The 18,495-nt window shown below is 45.1% G+C and carries 8 protein-coding genes and 1 tRNA gene; all 9 read left to right on the top strand.

Going from position 1 to position 18,495, the window contains the following annotated elements:
- The first annotated feature begins 84 nt into the window (after positions 1-84).
- A complete protein-coding gene (locus tag QXR61_05165) occupies positions 85-2,055 on the top strand; it encodes a DUF6785 family protein (protein ID MEM3757332.1) in 1,971 nt (656 codons plus the stop codon).
- 208 nt (positions 2,056-2,263) lie between these two features.
- The gene (locus QXR61_05160; protein MEM3757331.1) at positions 2,264-3,724 is read left to right on the top strand and encodes a hypothetical protein; all 1,461 of its coding nucleotides are present in this window, start codon (positions 2,264-2,266) and stop codon (positions 3,722-3,724) included.
- Positions 3,708-8,411 carry an FtsX-like permease family protein gene (locus tag QXR61_05155; GenBank protein ID MEM3757330.1) on the top strand — a complete coding sequence of 1,568 codons (4,704 nt, stop codon included), beginning with the start codon at positions 3,708-3,710 and terminating at the stop codon, positions 8,409-8,411. The genes QXR61_05160 and QXR61_05155 overlap by 17 nt, the downstream gene beginning before the upstream one ends.
- Complete coding sequence (locus QXR61_05150) at positions 8,389-10,266, top strand: hypothetical protein (GenBank protein ID MEM3757329.1); 1,878 nt, start codon at positions 8,389-8,391, stop codon at positions 10,264-10,266. Before QXR61_05155 ends, QXR61_05150 begins: the two co-directional genes overlap by 23 nt.
- Before the next feature lie 96 nt (positions 10,267-10,362).
- A complete protein-coding gene (locus tag QXR61_05145; GenBank protein ID MEM3757328.1) occupies positions 10,363-11,808 on the top strand; it encodes a hypothetical protein in 1,446 nt (481 codons plus the stop codon).
- A 115-nt stretch (positions 11,809-11,923) separates the two neighbouring features.
- Complete coding sequence (locus QXR61_05140) at positions 11,924-13,387, top strand: hypothetical protein (protein MEM3757327.1); 1,464 nt, start codon at positions 11,924-11,926, stop codon at positions 13,385-13,387.
- 10 nt (positions 13,388-13,397) lie between these two features.
- Complete coding sequence (locus tag QXR61_05135) at positions 13,398-14,825, top strand: hypothetical protein (GenBank protein ID MEM3757326.1); 1,428 nt, start codon at positions 13,398-13,400, stop codon at positions 14,823-14,825.
- Positions 14,826-14,995: 170 nt separating this feature from the next.
- A tRNA-Met gene (locus QXR61_05130) sits at positions 14,996-15,120 on the top strand.
- Between the two features lie 192 nt (positions 15,121-15,312).
- Positions 15,313-18,468 (top strand): glycoside hydrolase family 38 C-terminal domain-containing protein, encoded by a 3,156-nt coding sequence (locus tag QXR61_05125; GenBank protein MEM3757325.1) that lies wholly within the window; start codon positions 15,313-15,315, stop codon positions 18,466-18,468.
- Positions 18,469-18,495: the final 27 nt, after the last annotated feature.

Here is an 18,495-nt window from a genome sequence, read left to right as displayed (position 1 = left end):
TAAAGCGGCGATAAAAATTAAGCTTTTAGCAAGTAAGCTTTAAATATGGTTTCCTGAAATGAATTTATTGGGGGCTAAAATATAATGAGCGTTGAAGTGAAAAGCGTTTTAAAAGGAAAAACCTGGGCGATGATAATTATCTTCGCAGTCTTCATGAGCTTCATTGGTGTCTTGTCCGCCCCATTCGCGCCAACCTGGTGCTGGTCTATACTCTTCGGGACAGCGACTGGACCGATTGTTGTCCTCTTCATCACGCTGCTAATATCCAAAATATCTGGAAGGGTTTTTAGCCCGCAGATACTAGCTCTACTTTATGCAACCTCATCGTTATCTCTAGCCTTCTGCTGGAGCATGGTTCCCTACGGAATACTGCATAATGCAGCCACCACGCGGCTAGTTACTAATGAGCCATACACAAGTTCGATTGCTAAGTCTTGGGTTTTCGGTCCAACGGATCCCGCCCTAGTCGTCCCGCTTCAAACCGGCGGCGCAGCGGTTCCATGGGACGCTTGGTCACCCTTCGTAGCCTGGTGGACCTTATACGCGATCTTCTGGCTGATTTTCTGGACTGGTTGGATGGCTTTGCTACAGGAAAGATGGATTGAGGTGGAAAAACTACCGTTTCCATTCGCTATAACTGGAACAATGCAGATAACGTTCGCGTCAACCACGGCTGATAGAAGGCTAAAATTCTTCCTAATAGGTTTCATTATAGGTGCCGTAGTGATAATACCTGTGATCTTGCACGCATTGTTCCCATGGATTCCAGACCTGTGGGGATGGGCTTCTCCACCATATCTTACCTGGTGGTTTGGCGTCATGAACCTTGCAGGCGTACCCGCAACAAGAATTATTCCAGTATGGTCCTTCCTAGCGGTAAACCCAATGATATATGCTCTATTCTACCTATTTCCGCTGAAAATCCTCTTCTCAGTTTGGTTCTTTAATTTGGTTGGCGTCCTCATTCCGAGCCAAATAGCTTGGTATATGGGCTACTATGCAGGGATTCAGGAGACCGGTTGGAGACCAGGATTCCTAGTAAATGAGCCACCATTCAAATGGAACGGGATATGGCTCGGCTCATTCATAGGTCTACTGTTAATGTGGTTTGCCTTGAACACATCATATATGAAGAGTCTCTTCAAGAAGCCTCCTGATGAGGAAAGAAAAGCCATCCCATACAGTATAGGATGGATAATGATTCTGGTTTCCACGATAGCCCTCATCGGCATGCTTTCAGTGGCCGGAGCGAATCCTATAGGCGCGGTACTAATTGTTTTCACGATGTGGCTGCTCTTCCTATCCTCAATAAGGGTGTACGGCTTCTGCGGTACTGCGGGAACAGCGTGGATGGCGCCTTTCGACTGGACACACTACCCATCCTTCGTAAAATACGTTTTCTACCCTGGAATGACGATTGAAGGGGTTACAACCGAGTATACTACAACCATGATGCTCGCCAATAGGTTCACTGGGGAGCTGATGGGCGAAAACAACACTCAGTTCGGCATGGCCTTCGCGATTCCAATGGCCTATAAAGTCGGATATGATACTGGAACCCATCCGAGGGATATAACAAAGGTCATTTTAGTTGCAGGTATAATCTCAGCGGTTATAGGTTTCCCGACAGCCATATGGTTTGACTACACATTTGGCACAGCAAATACCCCAATGCAGATGTATGACGCATGGTGGATCTGGGTTCACGCAGATGTGAATCAGCTGGGAAGCGGGATGCCCGCAGCAGAGCCTGTATGGCCTTACATAATCGTGGGCATAATTCTCACAATGGTGCTTAGCTTCCTAAACTTCCGATACGTTTGGTGGCCCTTAGATCCAGCCGGCGTCGCTCTATCCATAAATGGAGGGGGCTCAGCTTGGCTGTTTCCATCGCTTTTCGCATGGATAGTTAAATCCATAGTTATGAGGATCGGGGGCACAAAGCTCAACGACGAGGTAGTTACACCAATAGCGGTAGGCGTGCTCGTCGGATACTGGGTGCTAATGTTCCTAGGAGCCGTAGCCGGACTAATAAAGTTCTTTGTACCCGCCTAAACCTATCCCACCCTCTATTTTTTAAATTTAACCCCACTTGATATGCAATTTTTTCTTAAATGAAGCCTTAAAAGAAAAAAGCCTTGTAAAAAAGGGTTTTCCTTTTAGAAGAAGCTCTATGAAATCTGCTTTTTCTTTTCCCGAAAGGCTTATAAGAATGAGCCATATCTTAGGTACTAGAAGAAGTAAGTTAAGGTGAAAAAATTTAATGATGAGAAGAAATGTTTTTCTCATCTTATTGTCAATTTCTCTGCTGTTCGCCTTAAATGCTTGGATTGTTTTATGCCAGCAGGAAAAATACACTTATTATGGCTATGTTCCATCTAGAATCTGGTATGCGGAACCAAAACAGCTCGGTCATGGCACACCCGTAGGCGAAGAATTCGTCATAGACCCATATACAGTGGCGAGGTCAGCTCTTCTAAGCATAGTAGCCCATCAGGATAACACTGAGGTAAAAGTATTTCTTCTCCCCGAGATGCGGCTGGTTGAGCATAAAACCATTAATAAGATGGAGAAAATATTTGTTACGCTTCCAAATGGCACGTTCTTTAAAGTTCAAACAAATAAGATGGTGACCGTTGAGCTTCTGGGCGGGAGTATTGGAGGTAGAGACGTTAGTCCAGACATGGATAGGGGCCCCATACCAGCCTCCTTTTACCCGGCCACTGATGGAGGCTATGTAGGTAAAGAGTTTATATTTGTTGCTTCTCAGGGGCTAATGGATATACCATACAGAATACTGGCCCTAGAAGACTCGGAAGTCACGATATACGAGGAGGGGCGGGAAACCTCTAAACTTACCTTGAAAGCAAATCAATACAAAAGTTTAACCCTCAAATCTTTCAAGGCGTATAGGGTTGTTTCAACAGGAAACATTATGGTGCAATCCGGGTGGGGATATATTCCCTCAGTGGAAGGCACTTTCACTGGAAAAGCATTCTACACGAGTAGTACCACCTCATGGGATCCGACTGTCGCGTACGGCTTCCAGATAATAGCCCATGAAAAAGATGCTCGTGTAAAGATCTACGATGTTATGGCTGCGAGAAAAATAGATGAATTTACGGTTCCGGCTGGCAAAAATGTGACTGTGAAGCCGCCTGCGGAGGAAATCTTTATTGAAAGCGATGAGCCGATCTCAGTTATATATGTTCATCATGGGCTGAGGGGAGGCGGAGCTGGTGGGGGCGGATGGGCTTACGGAGCAGGCTTCACCTACGTGGGCGTAGGGCCCGGCGAAACAGTGTATGTTTATGTTCCAGTCTCCACTTCTCAAACATCTTTCATATTTGCTAGCGAAGACGGCACAATAGTTACCGTTAACGGGGCTCCAATAGAGCTTAACGAAGACGACTTTATCGCTCTAACAAACGGACTACATGAAATTAAAACAACGAAAAACATTTTAATACAGATAACGCATTGGCCTAGCTACCCTGAGTTTCAGGCTATCTCAGGTTTTGGCGTAATAATTCCGGCGGTTGAAACAGTAAACTTTAAGGAGACTGTGCAGTTTAAGCCGCCCTATGAGGTTAGTGAAGCCGGCGTTCCATCGCTATATTATATTGTTGTGGCAGTCGTTCTGGTCGTAATAGCGTTTACAGCCACATATTACCTTAAGATTAGAGGAAGACCCGGAGGATCTCCACGTGAAAAAAGCAAATAGTGCTTGCAGCATGCACTTTAAAAAATGTTTTTTTCCTACAATAATCGCCGTTTTCTTAACGTTAGCGCTTTCTCTTTTACCTACTTATGCTACATGCGTAAGATTTCTCGATAGCTCTAGGTCTAACCCGGTGAGCCTAGAGCTTCTAGGCCAAATAAATCTTGAAAACATTTTAACTCACGTAGGGGTTCTCTCCAGATTAGGATCTAGAGTGTCCGGGTATGAAGGCTTCTACAAGGCCGCCGAGTATATAAGGAATTATTGGTCTTCACTGGGCTATGAAACTTTTACAGAACCCTTTAGCGTAACGGTTCCTGTGTCTGAGGGCTCATCGATAATTGTTCAGACGCCTGAGGGCTCGCTGATTGAGATGGAAGCTTATCCTTTATGGCCGAACCATGTTAACCCGTCGCCTTACAAAAGCCCTGAGGAAGGCGATAAATTAATCTACGTTAGTATGGGGGTTCCAGAAGCCTTTAACGGTGTTAATCCCGCGGGAAAATTCGTTCTAATGGATTTTAATAATAGATGGTATTGGAAGAACGCAGCGCTATTCGGAGCAAAAGGTGTAATTTTCTTAGAGCCGGAAGACACTTCCTGTGTTGAAGCATTACAAAAGTCTTTCAGCGTGCCTGTGAATTTCCCAAGACTGTATATTAGGGGGAGAGACTCCTCGCTACTTAGAGATTTGATCTCAAAGCACGGCGAACTCAGAATATGGGTTAACTCAAAGATGGTTTGGGAACAGAGGAACGTAGAAAATATTATAGCTATAGTTGAGGGAACCGACCCAGCCCTTAAAAACGAAGTTGCGATAATAAGCGCATACTACGATTCATGGTCTATTGTCCCGCAGGTTTCACCCGGCGCAACAGACTCTCTTGGGATCGCTTTCCTACTAGAGGTTTCAAGGCTCCTTAAGGAGAACCCGCCTAAAAGAACCGTTTGGCTCGTTGCGTTCGCGGGGCACTACCAGTCTTTAGCGGGGGCCAGAGAATTTGTAGAGGGTCATTTTAATGATCTTGGAAGCAGAATAAAAATGATGATCAGCCTCGATTTAGCCAGCGACAGCGACTTTGTAGCAGTTTACGCTTCAGGCAGCACCTACGGCTACAATTACCCCTCAACGTTTTTGTCTAGATACGATAAATGGATAAAAAGAATCTTCAACGAATGGTTGCCCGCCCTAGAAAACGAATTGAATAGGGAGATTCATTTAATAGACGGCGTCTTATGGTCTTACCCGTCTTGGATAAGGGGTTCTCCCCCATTTGAGCCTTTTCTAAGATGTTTTGAGGCTGAAGTCTTCGTTGAAGCATGTTATGGCGGAGGACTAGGCTTTGTTACAACAAACGCCTTCAGGATCCGTCAGCTGACACCACTAGACACCTTCGACAAAATAAGCTACGAGAATCTTCGTAATCAGGTCACTTTCCTATGGCCGATACTCTATTACTCCATTAACATGGCTATAGATTACTTTCTCGCCCCCTCAAGATTAGCCAGCGACTGGGGTCTGGTCACGGTGACCCTTCAGCTAGCGCAATACAATAAGACAACCGACTGGTTCGATCCATTCTCCCATAAAGACGCTGTCTTCTTCATATCGGTCAGCGGAACCACGAGCCCAGCTGGCACTATAGTTGCAGCTGGCTTTAGGCCGGTGGCGGGTGTAGGAACATTAAGAAGCACTGTTGTTCAAGGAGTTATGGCTGGACTATTCGCTGCGCCCCCAATAGCTAGCCCGGGTCAAGTTGCGCAAGCAGGTCTATTGGGGACTCCTTTAGGCTTCACCTTTATTGTTAAACCTGACTCAGAGGGAAAAGTCGTCTTAAAGGGAATTAAGCCCTATACCGGCATAGATGTTCAAGCCTACATTATTAATCCTGAGACGGGCAAAATATTGTATGCGACGGATACAGGGCCATTTGGCACGGGGAAAGTTAAATACGGTGGTCTCTTCGGACAGGCGTCGGCTCTAGCTGCCCCAGCAATAACACCTACAGCGGCAGGGCTCGGCTACTTGGCTCAGAGCGGTGAAATAGCCAGAGCCTTCAGCGTATATATTACGCATGGGTTTAGATATGTGCCAGTTTTTGAATGCGCTTCCATAGCGATTTTAGGGCTGCTGGATGTTTCAAATATTCAAGATCCCTCAGCGCTCAGCGTCGAAGTATACAACTTCATTTCCCACAGCTGGCATGTGTGGAGAGACACCTTAGCTCCGTGGCCTGAAGCTATGGTTTTCGTTAAACCCGATACATTATCCGAGATCATAGTGAGAAGCCAAAGCGGGATCCTAGCAGTATTAAACAATGCTTCAGAAAATTACCCTGAAGGCAGAGGCTACAGGGCTAGGCATGGAGAGACCGTAATCCTTACGCTTTTCGATGCCTCCAGAGACATGTTTTACTTAGCTCACGGTAGAGCCGGCCTCTTAATGAGTAAGATGTCAGCTAACCCCCGCTTATTCCTGTATCTAGATAAAATGTATGAGTTTAAGAAGCTGGCTGAAGAAGCGTTGAGGAGTGGAAATAGAGGTGAATTCTATTCTTACTCGATTGCTTGCTGGCAATATGCGTTAGAGGCCTATGGCTCATCCTTCGTACTAATATATGATACCGTGAACACAGCCTCCTTCTTCTTCTTTCTATCCGTAATGTTTGTGATCCTTTTAAGCAGGTTGATCACGAGAAGGTGGGTTGGCATAAAAGGAACATTAATAGTATTCGCCCTATTTTTGGTTGTTAATTTGGCGCTTGCTGCGGTTCATCCGGGTTACGTTATATCAACAAATGTGTGGATGGTTATAATAGGGCTTTCCATTATTCTCTTCTCCTTCCTTCTACTATACGTTGTTGTGAACGAGTTTAACTCAACAATCAAGTCTATAAGTGAATCCATACTGGGTCTTCATAGAACGGATATTGAGAGAGGAAGTCTAATCTTCGCTTCTCTATCCATGGGGCTAGAGAACTTGAAAAAGAGACCCCTTAGATCTTCTTTGGCTCTGGCAACAGTAATCATAACTGTCTGTGCAATGACTCTCTTCACCACGATGGGCGTCATGGTCTACATGTATAGCGCGTCGTTAGGGTCACCTCCATACACTGGCATACTGATTAAAAGATCATTTCCAGACGTTATGGAGAGACCAATATCAGAGATCTACTTACTAGGCATTCGCAACATAGTTTCAAAAGGGGTTTATAACGTTCAAGTTAACCCGAGAGCATGGATTTACCCGCCAGGACAAAAAATGCTTATAGCGTGGAACCCTAAGTACTCCACGATAAGGGGGATACTCGCCATAAGCGGCGAGGAAATGGAAAGGCTGTCGGCAGCGCTTTTGCCCGGAGGAATACCCTCTATACCAAACGCTACAACCACCATGCTAGTTGGCAGGGAAGTTGCAAACGCGTTAAGCAAAGATCTTAACGTGGAGATTAAGCCGGGCACGCAAATAAGGCTCTATGGCATACCGTTGACCGTCACCGGTATACTTGACGATGAAATGGGTTACGCTATCTTATCTAAAGACTTAGATCAGAGCGCCGTAACTCCCCCTGACCCTACGGTCGCAGCTCTGGCAAGAACACCTACTTTCCTTAGTTTATCTAACCTAATAATAATTCCATTCGAGTTGGCGAAAGAATACTTTAATGCTCAACCAAACGTGATATCTCTAGTTATCTCTTCGTCGTCTTTAAAGGAGGACGATCTTTGGAAAACATCCCTTGAAATGTCGCTTATCCTACACTTCGATGTCTTCTACGGCTTTGAGAATAACGATTCCTCGAGAAAGGTTGGGGGAAGAGATATCTATTCGCTTGGCGGGGTTGAAAACATGATTGTCCCGCTATTGTTGTCGTCTTTTACGCTGCTATCAGTAATGCTTAGCTCAGTTTATGAAAGGGTGAGGGAGATAGCAACTTTAAGCACAATTGGGCTTTCCCCGCGGCATATTGGAGCGATATTTATCATGGAGAGCGTCGTCCTAGCTTTCATGGGAAGTTTCCTCGGCTACATCATAGGCGCTGGAACCACGTACATAATATGGAATCTGGGCCTATATCCTGAAGGGTTGCTGCCCAACGTATCATCCGGAGTTCTGATAATAGTCATAGGCATAATTATCTTAGCAACAGTTTTATCTTCGATCTACCCGGTTATGAAAGCGTCAAGACTGGCAACCCCATCCCTGCTAAGAAAGTGGAGGATTGAAAGTAGACCTGTCGGAAACCAGTGGAGCGTAAGCTTCCCGTTCAACGCAACTCTAGAAGAAAACATTGGAGTCTTAGCTTTTCTCAGCGAGTTCCTTGAAACATCATCATCTGAGAGAACAGGCTTATTCATGCTTCTAAAACCCATAGAGTTAGTTGACAAAGATGAGAGGAAAATTTTGGTTACAAGGCTTCAGCTATCTCCATTTGACGCGGGCATAATTCAAGACATAGGTATTGTTTCTAGGAAAGTTGCTCCCGACAGATATAGTTTTGAGGTCCACATAGAGAGGGTTTCAGGCGTCGAAGGCTTATGGATCGCCTCAAACAGAGCGCTATTCAATGAGCTGCGTAAGCAGTTCCTTCTCTGGAGGGCGCTTTCACCCGAGAAAAAGAGCGAGTATATTAAGAGAGGATTAAAGAGGTGGGGTGAAATAGGTTTTGAGGGAGAAAGAAGAGATTAAGGGTTTAACTTGGCGTTCTTTAATGGCCCTTCTCTTCATAGTTTTCGTCGTGCAGCCAGCGATAGTGTATAATTGGCTTGTTAATGGGCTGTGGGGTTTACCTCTAACGAGCTGGGCTGTCATCCTAGTGTGGGTTGGATTAACAAGGCTGCTGGGTTCACCGCTCAACCCCAAAGAAATATTCACCATAAGAATCTTCGAATACGTTGGGTTAATGACCATGGGATACTTCTTCGCATATCTCTTGCGTAATCAATATTTCGCGAATTCTGAAATCGCAGAGCTGTTTGGTCGGCAAAGTGAAATACCGCCTTTCTTCTCGCCTCTGGGATCTGACGCTGTTAGATCGATGCTGAATAGAACTTTTCTTGACCCGGCATGGGCGTTACCCATATTCGTCAACGTATGTGTTCCCGTCATATTAGTTGGCGTAACAAACTTTCTACTTGGGCTTCTAGCGTTCAGGCTGTATGTTGAGGAGGAAAAGCTCGAGTTTCCTTTAGCGTCATGGGATGCTATGACGATGAGCGTGCTGGGCAGGCGAGAAGAGAGCGGATTAAGAATTATTGTTTTATCGATAATAGCTGGGATAACCTATGGTTTTATAACTTATGGCCTCACGTCAATACTGGGCGTAACTTTATTTCCAAGAATACTCCTCGACTTCACGAGCATCATAGAGACAGCTTTCCCCGGCAGCTCATTCTCATTTACAACGGATCTCATCCCATATCTCGTCGGCTTCATTCTCCCAGTAAAGGTTACATTATTACAGTTCATCGCCTCCCTTGGACTCTATTTTATCGGCACTCATTTAATCACGATAAATAATTTATGGCCAGATGAGAGCAGATGGGTTCCGGGCCAAGGGATCCTCTGGCTGTATCAGAGATCAACGGTTTACTTCTGGAACAGCTTCACCATAGGATGGGGCGTAGCTGCCGCAACCATACCCTTAATCTTAAGATATAAAACGGTGTTAAGAGTTTTCACCGGGATCGGGAGGACTGTTAGCAAATCCTCCGAAAGATTATTGGGCAGCAAACGCCTGTTGGCACTATACTTATTGATGTCGGGGCTATCCGTCATCATCATAAAGATTCTTGTGCCCGGTTTTCCAGTATGGATCCTCCTCCTCTTCACGATAGGGCTCTCCCTCCTGATAACCCTACTGCAAACACATTCCGCGGGTGTCACAATAGGTTTCAGCGTACCCTACCTGCGGGAGACGCTCATATACTTTAGCGGTTATAAAGGTCTCGACGCATGGTTTATTCCGCCGGAAATGGTTCTATTTGCTGGGGGCTCAGGCGTAGCTCAACAGCTTAAAATGGCTCAGGTTATTGGTATGGATGAAAAAGAATACTTAAGGATCTATCTTATTGTTATAGGTTTAGGGGTTAGTGGTGGAGCATTATGGGCCTCAGTCTTCTGGCATTTGAACCCTATACCCGGCTGGGCCTACCCCTACACAATATCCGGCTGGCCCGTTGAGGCAATGAACTTCTGGCGCTGGCAATCATGGCTGTGGACCGGCTACCTCTTTAGGAGGGACTGGATACTGACGGGCTTTGGGCTTTCAGCAGCGCTATGCGTTATTTCCGACATAGTTTTCCGCTTCCCCTCAGCCCCGGTTGTAATGATGATGGGAATGCTGCAGGCGCCCTATTTAACGCTAGCGCAGTTTGCGGGCTCCTTAACCTCCCTAGCAATAAGGAGGTTTGCGGGTCAACGCTTTTGGGATTCAAACAGAGGCTTCGTGTATGTGGGTATAACTATTGGAGATGGAATAGTCTCAACGATACTTTCAATAATGGCTCTCTTAGGTAGATCTATCTGGCTGAAACCATATTAAACTTGCTGAAACGCATACATAAGCACATAAGAAATGGTTGTCAAAAAACAAAGTATTTAAGCAGGTTAAGTTTTAGACTAAGTTAGGGTGGATTAAATGCCTTATCGAGCAATCGCGATTTTTTGTCTCCTACTGTTAACTGCTTTTTTCTCTCCGCAAATTGTGCAGGTTAATGAAAAGCAGCATGAAGAATATGTCTATTACGGTGTTATACCCAGCAGAATATATTTCGCGGAGCCGAGTCGACCACTCCACGGGGCAATCGATCCCACAGCAGGCTTTGAAATAGATCCTCTATCGGTAGCGAGATCCGCCCTCATAGCGATAATAGCTCTCCAAGACGATACCAATGTGAAAGTTTACACGTTAGATGATGGCGATCTTATCGCTGAGGCTAGACTGAATTTCATGGAAAAATTTTTTGTTAAAGTTGCTAATGGAACCAGGTTTAAAGTAGTGTCGAATAATCCAGTCACAACCATGATTTTAGGCGGCAATGTCGGCGGAAAAGAGTTAAGTCCAGAAATGAGTATGGGGCCTACCCCCAACACCTTTCTAACCTCGATAGATGGCCGTTATGTGGGTAAAGAATTCATATTTATTGCTTCTCAGGGATTGACTGGAACACCATACAGAATACTGGCTCTAGAGGATTCTGAGATCACGGTTACATGCGAAGATGGCGCTGAAGAATCCTTTAGGCTTAAGGCTTATACATATAAGGGCTTATCCTTAAAACCGTTCAAAGCCTACAGGGTTAAGTCAACAGGCCATGTAATTATGCAATGTGGAGGACCCGGCAGCTTTAGCTTTCAGGTGCCCTCGGCTGAAGGAGGCTTTGTAGGAAGATATTTCTTCTCATCCTCCATAACCACGTGGGATACCGTTGAGGAATATGGCTTCAAAATATTGTCTCAAAAAAACGCTAAGGTGTCGATATGGGATGTTGAGTATAGGCGGAAACTGAGCGAGATTGAGGTTAAGGGAGGTGAAGGTGCCACAGTGAAACCTAACGCGAATGAAATAATGATAGAGAGTAGCGAGCCGATAACCGTTATTTTTGCGCATAACGGGAGTCTGGCTAGATCCTATAGCTGGGCTTATGGTGCAGGCGTTACGTTCATGGCAGTTAGAGCTAATGAAGAAGCCTTAATATATTTACCTCAAAACTCCACGGTTGAAGCCTATATCTTCGCGTATGAAGATTCCCTCGTCAATATAAACGATGCCACTATAAATATTAGAGCCGACAGCTTCTTCTGCTTAACAAACCCCGGCGTCAACAAAATCTCGTCAGACAAAACCTTAATTATCCAGATCGTACACTGGCCACTTTTCCCACAATTTCAAGGAATCTCAAGTTTCGGAGCTGTAGTACCCTGTATTCAAACGGTTGGATTAAGCACAAACATTAGCATATCTCCAATTGAGCAGGAAGGCTCCCCGGTGAGCGCAATCTACATATATATTGGCGTTGCAGCAGCAATAATCGTTGCCTCCATCGGTTACATTTTGGCTAAACGTCGCCTATATTCAAAGTGAAAGTAGCCTCTCCCACACTCTTATTTGCCCTCTCATGGAGGCTATGGAAACCGTCCTAGTAACACAATATTTTTATTCCAGGATCTCTAGATTTTCCACGGGGATGCTGTGGTAAATGAATTTACATAAAATAATCGTGATTATCTTATCTTTACTAATCGCTGTTTTCTCATCCACCTTAAGCGTCAGTAATTCTATTAGAGGAAGCAGCTATAATGAGCAGGCTCACTATACCTACTATGGTTTTGTCCCCTCTAGAATATATTGTTTCAACCCGAATCGGCCGGAAGATGAATTAGGGGTTCTCACAAGGAGACCACCAATTAACGAGTCAGAGATCCTCTACGTGCGAAAGCATGGTGATTTACTTGTTACTGGAAACTATGATGGAACCAGATGCTGGCTATACAGGCTTCCTGAGAAACAGCTCATGGAAGAATTCTCGGTAAACAGGTTTGAGCTTAAGGCGATCCCTATACCGAACGGAACATTCTTTAAACTAGTTTCAGATAAATTTGTTACGGTTGTTCTTAAGGGTGGAGCCTTCCTCAACAGAGTTATTGCGGACACCTACAATGCCGACGTTAGCACATATTACCCCAGCGTCAAAGGCAGCTATGTGGGTAAAGAATTCATATTTCCAGCAACATTAGGCGAATTCACCTTTACACCATATAGAATTTTCAGTCTAGAAGACTCCGAGATTAAAATCTACAGGTCTGATGGGTCGCTATTTAAGGAGTTTAATGCTCCCGCAAATACCGTTGTTAAGTTTTCTCCAGCAAATGGAACAGTATACCATGTTAGCTCCACCGGCTACATTATGGTGTCAGCATTCTCCTTTGCCGAATCATGCTTTATTCCCTCGGTTGAGGGAGGCTTCGTAGGTAGAATCTTTTATGGGAGTGGTGAAAAGAGACTTGGCGGCAGAGGTGAATGGGCTTTTCGCAGCTACACTTTCCTTTCAAGTCTTGAGGAATGCAAGATTAGGGTTTTTGATCTCAGCGCGAGAAGATGGGTTAAAGAATTTATAGCCCCATCTAAGTCCGCGATCACGATGCAGACCAACGACCTAGCCGAGATAACCTTCGAGACAGCATGCTACGTGCTCGTTGCAGAGAACCCTGTAACGATCCTCTACTTAAGTAATAGCACGGTTGAAGGCGGCTTATCCATAGCGGGACTGAAAGCGGGTGAAAAAGCCGTCATATATGTTCCGGAGGGCGAATCATTCATATTCGCCGCCGAGGACTGCGTTTTAATAATTGACGGTTTAAGCTTCAGTTTGTCCACCGATGATTTTTTAAGATTGGAGCCTGGAATACATGAGGTTGAATCTACTGGAAAAATAATAATTCAAGTGGTTGACTTAACTGAGCATCGAGGTTTACTAGGTTTTGCTGAGGCGCTGCCAGCAGCTGAAGTTATCGGGCTTACGCCAAGCGATTTTAGGGTGAAACTGCCTGAAGAAGGGATTTCAGGACTTAACTTGAACTACATGATCATAGCTGTTGCAGCGGTTCTCGGCGTCCTCGGCGTCTTAACGCTTTTATTTATTAGGAGGAGAATAAGGTTATAGGGTGAGCATTATGCTTTCAAGAAAAAACAGTGCTTTATATACGCTTCTATGCTTTCTACTGCTATCGTCAATATTACCGAGCCTGTTAGGCTCATATGCTAAGGGCGAGATGAACAACGAGTACATTTATTTTGGCTTTGTTCCATCAAAAATCTATATTTATCGGCCTGAGAAAATAGTTGGTGGAGAGATTCTAGGCAGAGAATTTTATCTTGACGAAAGATCTGTAAGGACGGAGGCGGAGCTAACGATACTGGGAAACCATAATGAGACAAACGTGAAGATTTTTCTTTTCCCCGGCCCATTTTTAAAGGAAGATTTTTGGGTGAATAGGTTGGAGAAGCGGGTCTTTAAGATCCAGAATGGCTCCTTCTTTAAGATAGTCTCCTCAAAACCGGTAACAGTGGTGTTGGCTGGCGGAGAAGGTGTTGAGGTGGGAAACGATGCGGTAAGCACGTTCTGGGCATCTACGGATGGAGGCTTTATCGGTAAAGAATTCATCTTTCAAGCCATTCAGGGGAAAGTAGGATCAAGCTACTACTTATATGCCTTAGAGGACTGCGAGGTAAAACTGCTCAGCGAAAACGGCGTGGAAGCAGCGAAATACAGCCTGAAGGCTGGCGACGTTAAAAATCTTCTTGAGGTTACGCAGTTTAAGACTTATAGAATCGCCTCGACCGGCATGGTTATGCTCCAATCTTTCTCAGGGTCTAGATCGGTCTTCTTCCCCTCGCTTGAGGGAGGTTTTGTCGGAAAAACCTTTGTGGGGCGCGCCGAAGCCAAGCCCGGAGAGGTTTGGCAGGAATGGCAGTTTCTAGTGGTGAACCCCTTAAAGGACACTAAAGTTAAGATAATGGATCTAGAGTATAAAAGACCGTATGATGAATTTGAGGTTCCGTCGGGAAACAACTATTCCCTAAAGATTAAACCATCTTTAATATTCATTGAAAGCGATAACCCAATCACGGTGATGCATTTAAGCTACGGGCATCCATTCAAATCCAACTATATAGGGGGTGGACTAGTATGCCTAGTAATCAAAGCTGGTCAAACAGCTCCCCTCTATATTCCCGAAGAGAGCGAAGCCTACCTATTCGTTGCAGAAGAGACCATCGTCGATTTGGATGGAGCAAGGCTAAGGCTTGAGGAAGACGAATTAATACAATTGCAGCCGGGATTCCACCTGCTATCCTCAAACAAAAATTCTCTTTTAATGATGGCTCATAGACCATTGCTTCCACCAAACCAAGGCCTATATTCCTTCGGGATCTGCATTCCTCCAATTCAATCCGCAAACCTAGAGTACAGCGTTAAGCTTAGATTAACCTCATCGCCCGAAATCCCATGGATGTTGATTATAGTAGGGGCTCTAGGCACAAGCATCTTAGCTGCCTTTCTATGGCTCGCTCTCCGTAAAAGGAGAAGATTAAGATTATAGTGTTTATAGTGTGATCTTAGAAACTCGCCAGCCAGCGAGACAAAGAACTGTATGCGGCCGCGCAAAGAGGGTTTAAGTTTTTCCTGCAGATATAAGTTTGGCTTGAATTAGAAAACGTAAATGAAATATAGGAGATTTAAAAATTATAAAGATCGGAAAAATAGAGGGCTGCCGGGGTAGCCTAGCCTGGTTTGGGCGCCAGACTCATAATCCGAATAGAATCAAGATTAAGGGTCAGAACAACCAGAATCGATAGGAGATCTGGAGGTCGCGGGTTCGAATCCCGCCCCCGGCACTATTTACATGCTTTGGAATGAACCCCAGCTTCTCCAATCTCGCCTTCACTATGTTTTCTAGAGATTTTAGGCTGTTGTGTTTAAACCAGATTGGGTTAAGCCTCTTTCGCATAAAAGTTTGGATCTCTGGCGCCTACCAAATTTTTTATATTTGAAGACTTGAAATCCTTATTCTATAGGGTGGTGCTAATATGCATCTGTGGGATTTTGAGAGAAGAGTCTTCGACATAATGGCGTCATCTATAGTAAGAATCGTTCCTGTTCTGAAATGGTCTTCCGGCGATGGCGGAGACATCATGCTGCCCGTGGTTGTTGAGACAGCCCCTAATAGATTATTCACGTTTAGAACAAGAATCATGGTACCGGGTAAGACTCAACGATCATCAACATGGTTTCTAAAGATAGTTCTCCAAGGTAATGCGCTACTAAAGGTTGATGGGAAATCATATGGGGGCATAGATGAGGCGCATACGTATGTGCCTATAGAGCCCGGCGAACATGAGATTGAGCTCAGAATATCGCCTAGGACAATGTTCGGCTTCCATAGATGGTATATGGGCTTTGAAAACGCCTATCTTGTTGAGGTTGAGTGGAACATTATTAGACTGGGGCTTTGGCTCCTAGCATTGTTAAGCTATATGGAGCATCTGTCAAAAGATGATCCTGTGAGGAGGGATATGGAGGCTTTACTCTACGATATTATGTCTGATGTAAGGGTTGTGCCAGCTGTTTGGCAAATCACCCTATTAATATCCATGCTGTATGAGAGGCCCCTCGCCCAATACTTTAATAGGGTGGATCTGAGGAATCCTTATGGAGACTATTTATATCTCTCAGGGGTCTATGGTTTAGGGATTCTAAAGGGATATTTAAGGGAGCCTGACGCAAACTATACATCTATAGGCGACGCTGTATCCATCTCCAGAAGGATTGAAGGTAGACTGCTTGATGGGCTCGAGAAAATTAGTGAGAAGCATGGTAAGAACGGTCTCATATTTATAGCTGGGCACAGCCATATAGATGCTGCTTGGCTCTGGCCTAGAAGTGAAACCATTGAAAAGACCCTGAGAACATTTTCAACAATCGTTAGACTGGCTAAGGAATATCCCAGCTTTACTTTTGTGCAGAGTTCCGCCCAGTACTATGAATGGGTTGAGAAGCTGGATCCGGAGCTGTTTGAGGAGATTAGAAGGCTTATAATGGAGGGCAGATGGGTTATTGTTGGCGGCATGTGGGTTGAGAGCGACGTTCAATTGGTGGATGGAGAGTCTCTGGCTAGGCAGTTTCTCTATGGGCAGAGATACTTCCTGTCGAGGTTTGGAAGGATGCCTAGAATTGGCTGGATACCGGATAGCTTTGGTTTCGCGGGTTCACTGCCACAGATTATGAGAAAGAGCGGTATAGAGGTATTTGTGACGCATAAAGTTGTGTGGAATGATACGAATGAGTTTCCGCTTCACTCGTTTATATGGAGAGGTGTGGATGGCACCGAGATACCTGTACAGATACTGGTGACATCATATAATGAGTCCCTGACGCCGGCCTCAATCAATAGGTACTGGAGCATATATAAAAATAAGGATGTGGCGCCGTTCCTCATCTATAGCTATGGTTACGGAGATGGTGGCGGCGGGCCAACCAGAGAAATGCTGGAGTACGTGGATTTGATAAACGGTATGCCGAGAATCCCGAGAGTTGCACACTTTAATGAAAATGAATATGTGGAGACTTTGAGGAAGCATCTGGAGAAGCTACCTACATGGAGCGGTGAGCTCTATGTTGAGGTGCATAGGGGCACCTATACAACAAACCTGCCCGTTAAGGAGTATATGGCAAGGGCGGAAACGGCTATAAGAGAGTACGAGTCCATAGCCTCTATAGCTGAGATTCTAAAGCTTTCACGCTATAATAGGGAGGAGATCTATGAGCTGTGGAAGCTCATATTATTCAATCAATTCCATGATGTGATACCGGGCTCCTCCATTAAAGAGGTATATGATGATGCTTTAAACGACCTCTTAAAAGTCGTGGAGAGTTCAAGTAAAGCCTTCGCAGGGATCGCGAAGAGCATCGTGTCTAGATCACGGTCTACAAGTAGAGGTGCCGCCATATTCAATGTGCTTCCATGGAGGAGAAGGGGTATTGTTAAAATAGATAGGGGTTTAGGAGCACTTGAGGGATCTGAGTGTCAGGAGGATGCGGATGGCTACTATCTTTACGTGGAGGCACCGTCAACAGGATACAGGTTCTATAAGTATGCGCGGCAGAAGGCATGCGGGGCTTCAGAGGGCGTGAGGGTCTATGAGCAGCAGGATGGCATTGTGATGGAAAATGAGCATCTGTCTCTGAAGATAGACTGGAACGGCAACATATCGTCCTTGAGGCTGAAGAGAGAAGGTCTAGAGATTCTGTCGGCGCCTTCAAATAGGCTTGTGGCTCACCCTGATAGGCCGGGTAGATGGGATGCATGGGACGTGACAGATGAGTTCCTTATACGTGGAGAGGATCTGAAGATTATTGAAAAACCAATAGTTGTTGCGAGCGGTCCCTTAGTTGCACGTGTTGACGTAACTAGAGGCGTTGGCTCGTCAGCTATTAGGCAGAGCATCTATCTTTACAAAGATTCGCCGGTTGTGGAGGTTAAGAATAGGATTATGTGGAGAGAGAAGAGCCTGCTGGTAAAGGTGTGGTTTGAAACATCCTTAAAGTCTAGGAGGGCTATATATGATATCCCGTATGGGGTTATTGAGAGATCTTCGCTTAGAGAGACGTCATGGGATAGGGCGAGGTTTGAGGTTCCTGCTGTTAGATGGGCTGAGCTATATGATGATAGGGCTGGGCTGGCGATAATATCTCCTTCGAGACACGGCTACTCTGCTGTGGAGAACAGGATAGCGCTAAGCCTAATCAGATCCCCCGTTCATCCAAATCCTTGGAGCGATCTAGGCGAATTTGAGACCACCTACTACGTTTATCCCCATGTAGGGGACTATGGTGAAGCCAACGTGTTTAAAGTGGTTCAGGAGAAACTATTCGGGTTAAAAGTGGTCGAAGATGTTGAGTCGGCTGAGCAGGAGGTCAGCTTACTCAGTATTGAGCCTGAAGCCATAGTGTTCGGCGCATTTAAAAAGTCTGAGGATGGGCAGGGATACGTGATACGGCTCTTCAATCCACATAGAGAGACTAAGTGGGTGACAATGAGGTTTACGGTACCTTTGTCTAAAGCTATTGAAACAAATATTATAGAGACTGAAACCTACGGTGAACTAAGAGTTGAAAGCGGCAACACCCTAAGAATAGAGATGAAGCCCCTTGAGATAAAAACCATAAAGATATGTTTGGAGTAAAAATAGCGTCTAATCTCCTCGACTTTC

The sequence above is a fragment of the Candidatus Bathyarchaeia archaeon genome (genome assembly GCA_038882715.1).
GTDB lineage: Archaea > Thermoproteota > Bathyarchaeia > Bathyarchaeales > DTEX01 > DTEX01.
Note: the sequence above shows the minus strand (reverse complement) of the source record. Positions and strands in the feature narration are given on the sequence as shown.

Coding starts and splice junctions, on each gene's coding strand:
- QXR61_05165 (MEM3757332.1), top strand. CDS start 85: ATGAGCGTTGAAGTGAAAAGCGTTTTAAAAGGAAAAACCTGGGCGATG.
- QXR61_05160 (MEM3757331.1), top strand. CDS start 2,264: ATGATGAGAAGAAATGTTTTTCTCATCTTATTGTCAATTTCTCTGCTG.
- QXR61_05145 (MEM3757328.1), top strand. CDS start 10,363: ATGCCTTATCGAGCAATCGCGATTTTTTGTCTCCTACTGTTAACTGCT.
- QXR61_05140 (MEM3757327.1), top strand. CDS start 11,924: ATGAATTTACATAAAATAATCGTGATTATCTTATCTTTACTAATCGCT.
- QXR61_05135 (MEM3757326.1), top strand. CDS start 13,398: ATGCTTTCAAGAAAAAACAGTGCTTTATATACGCTTCTATGCTTTCTA.
- QXR61_05125 (MEM3757325.1), top strand. CDS start 15,313: ATGCATCTGTGGGATTTTGAGAGAAGAGTCTTCGACATAATGGCGTCA.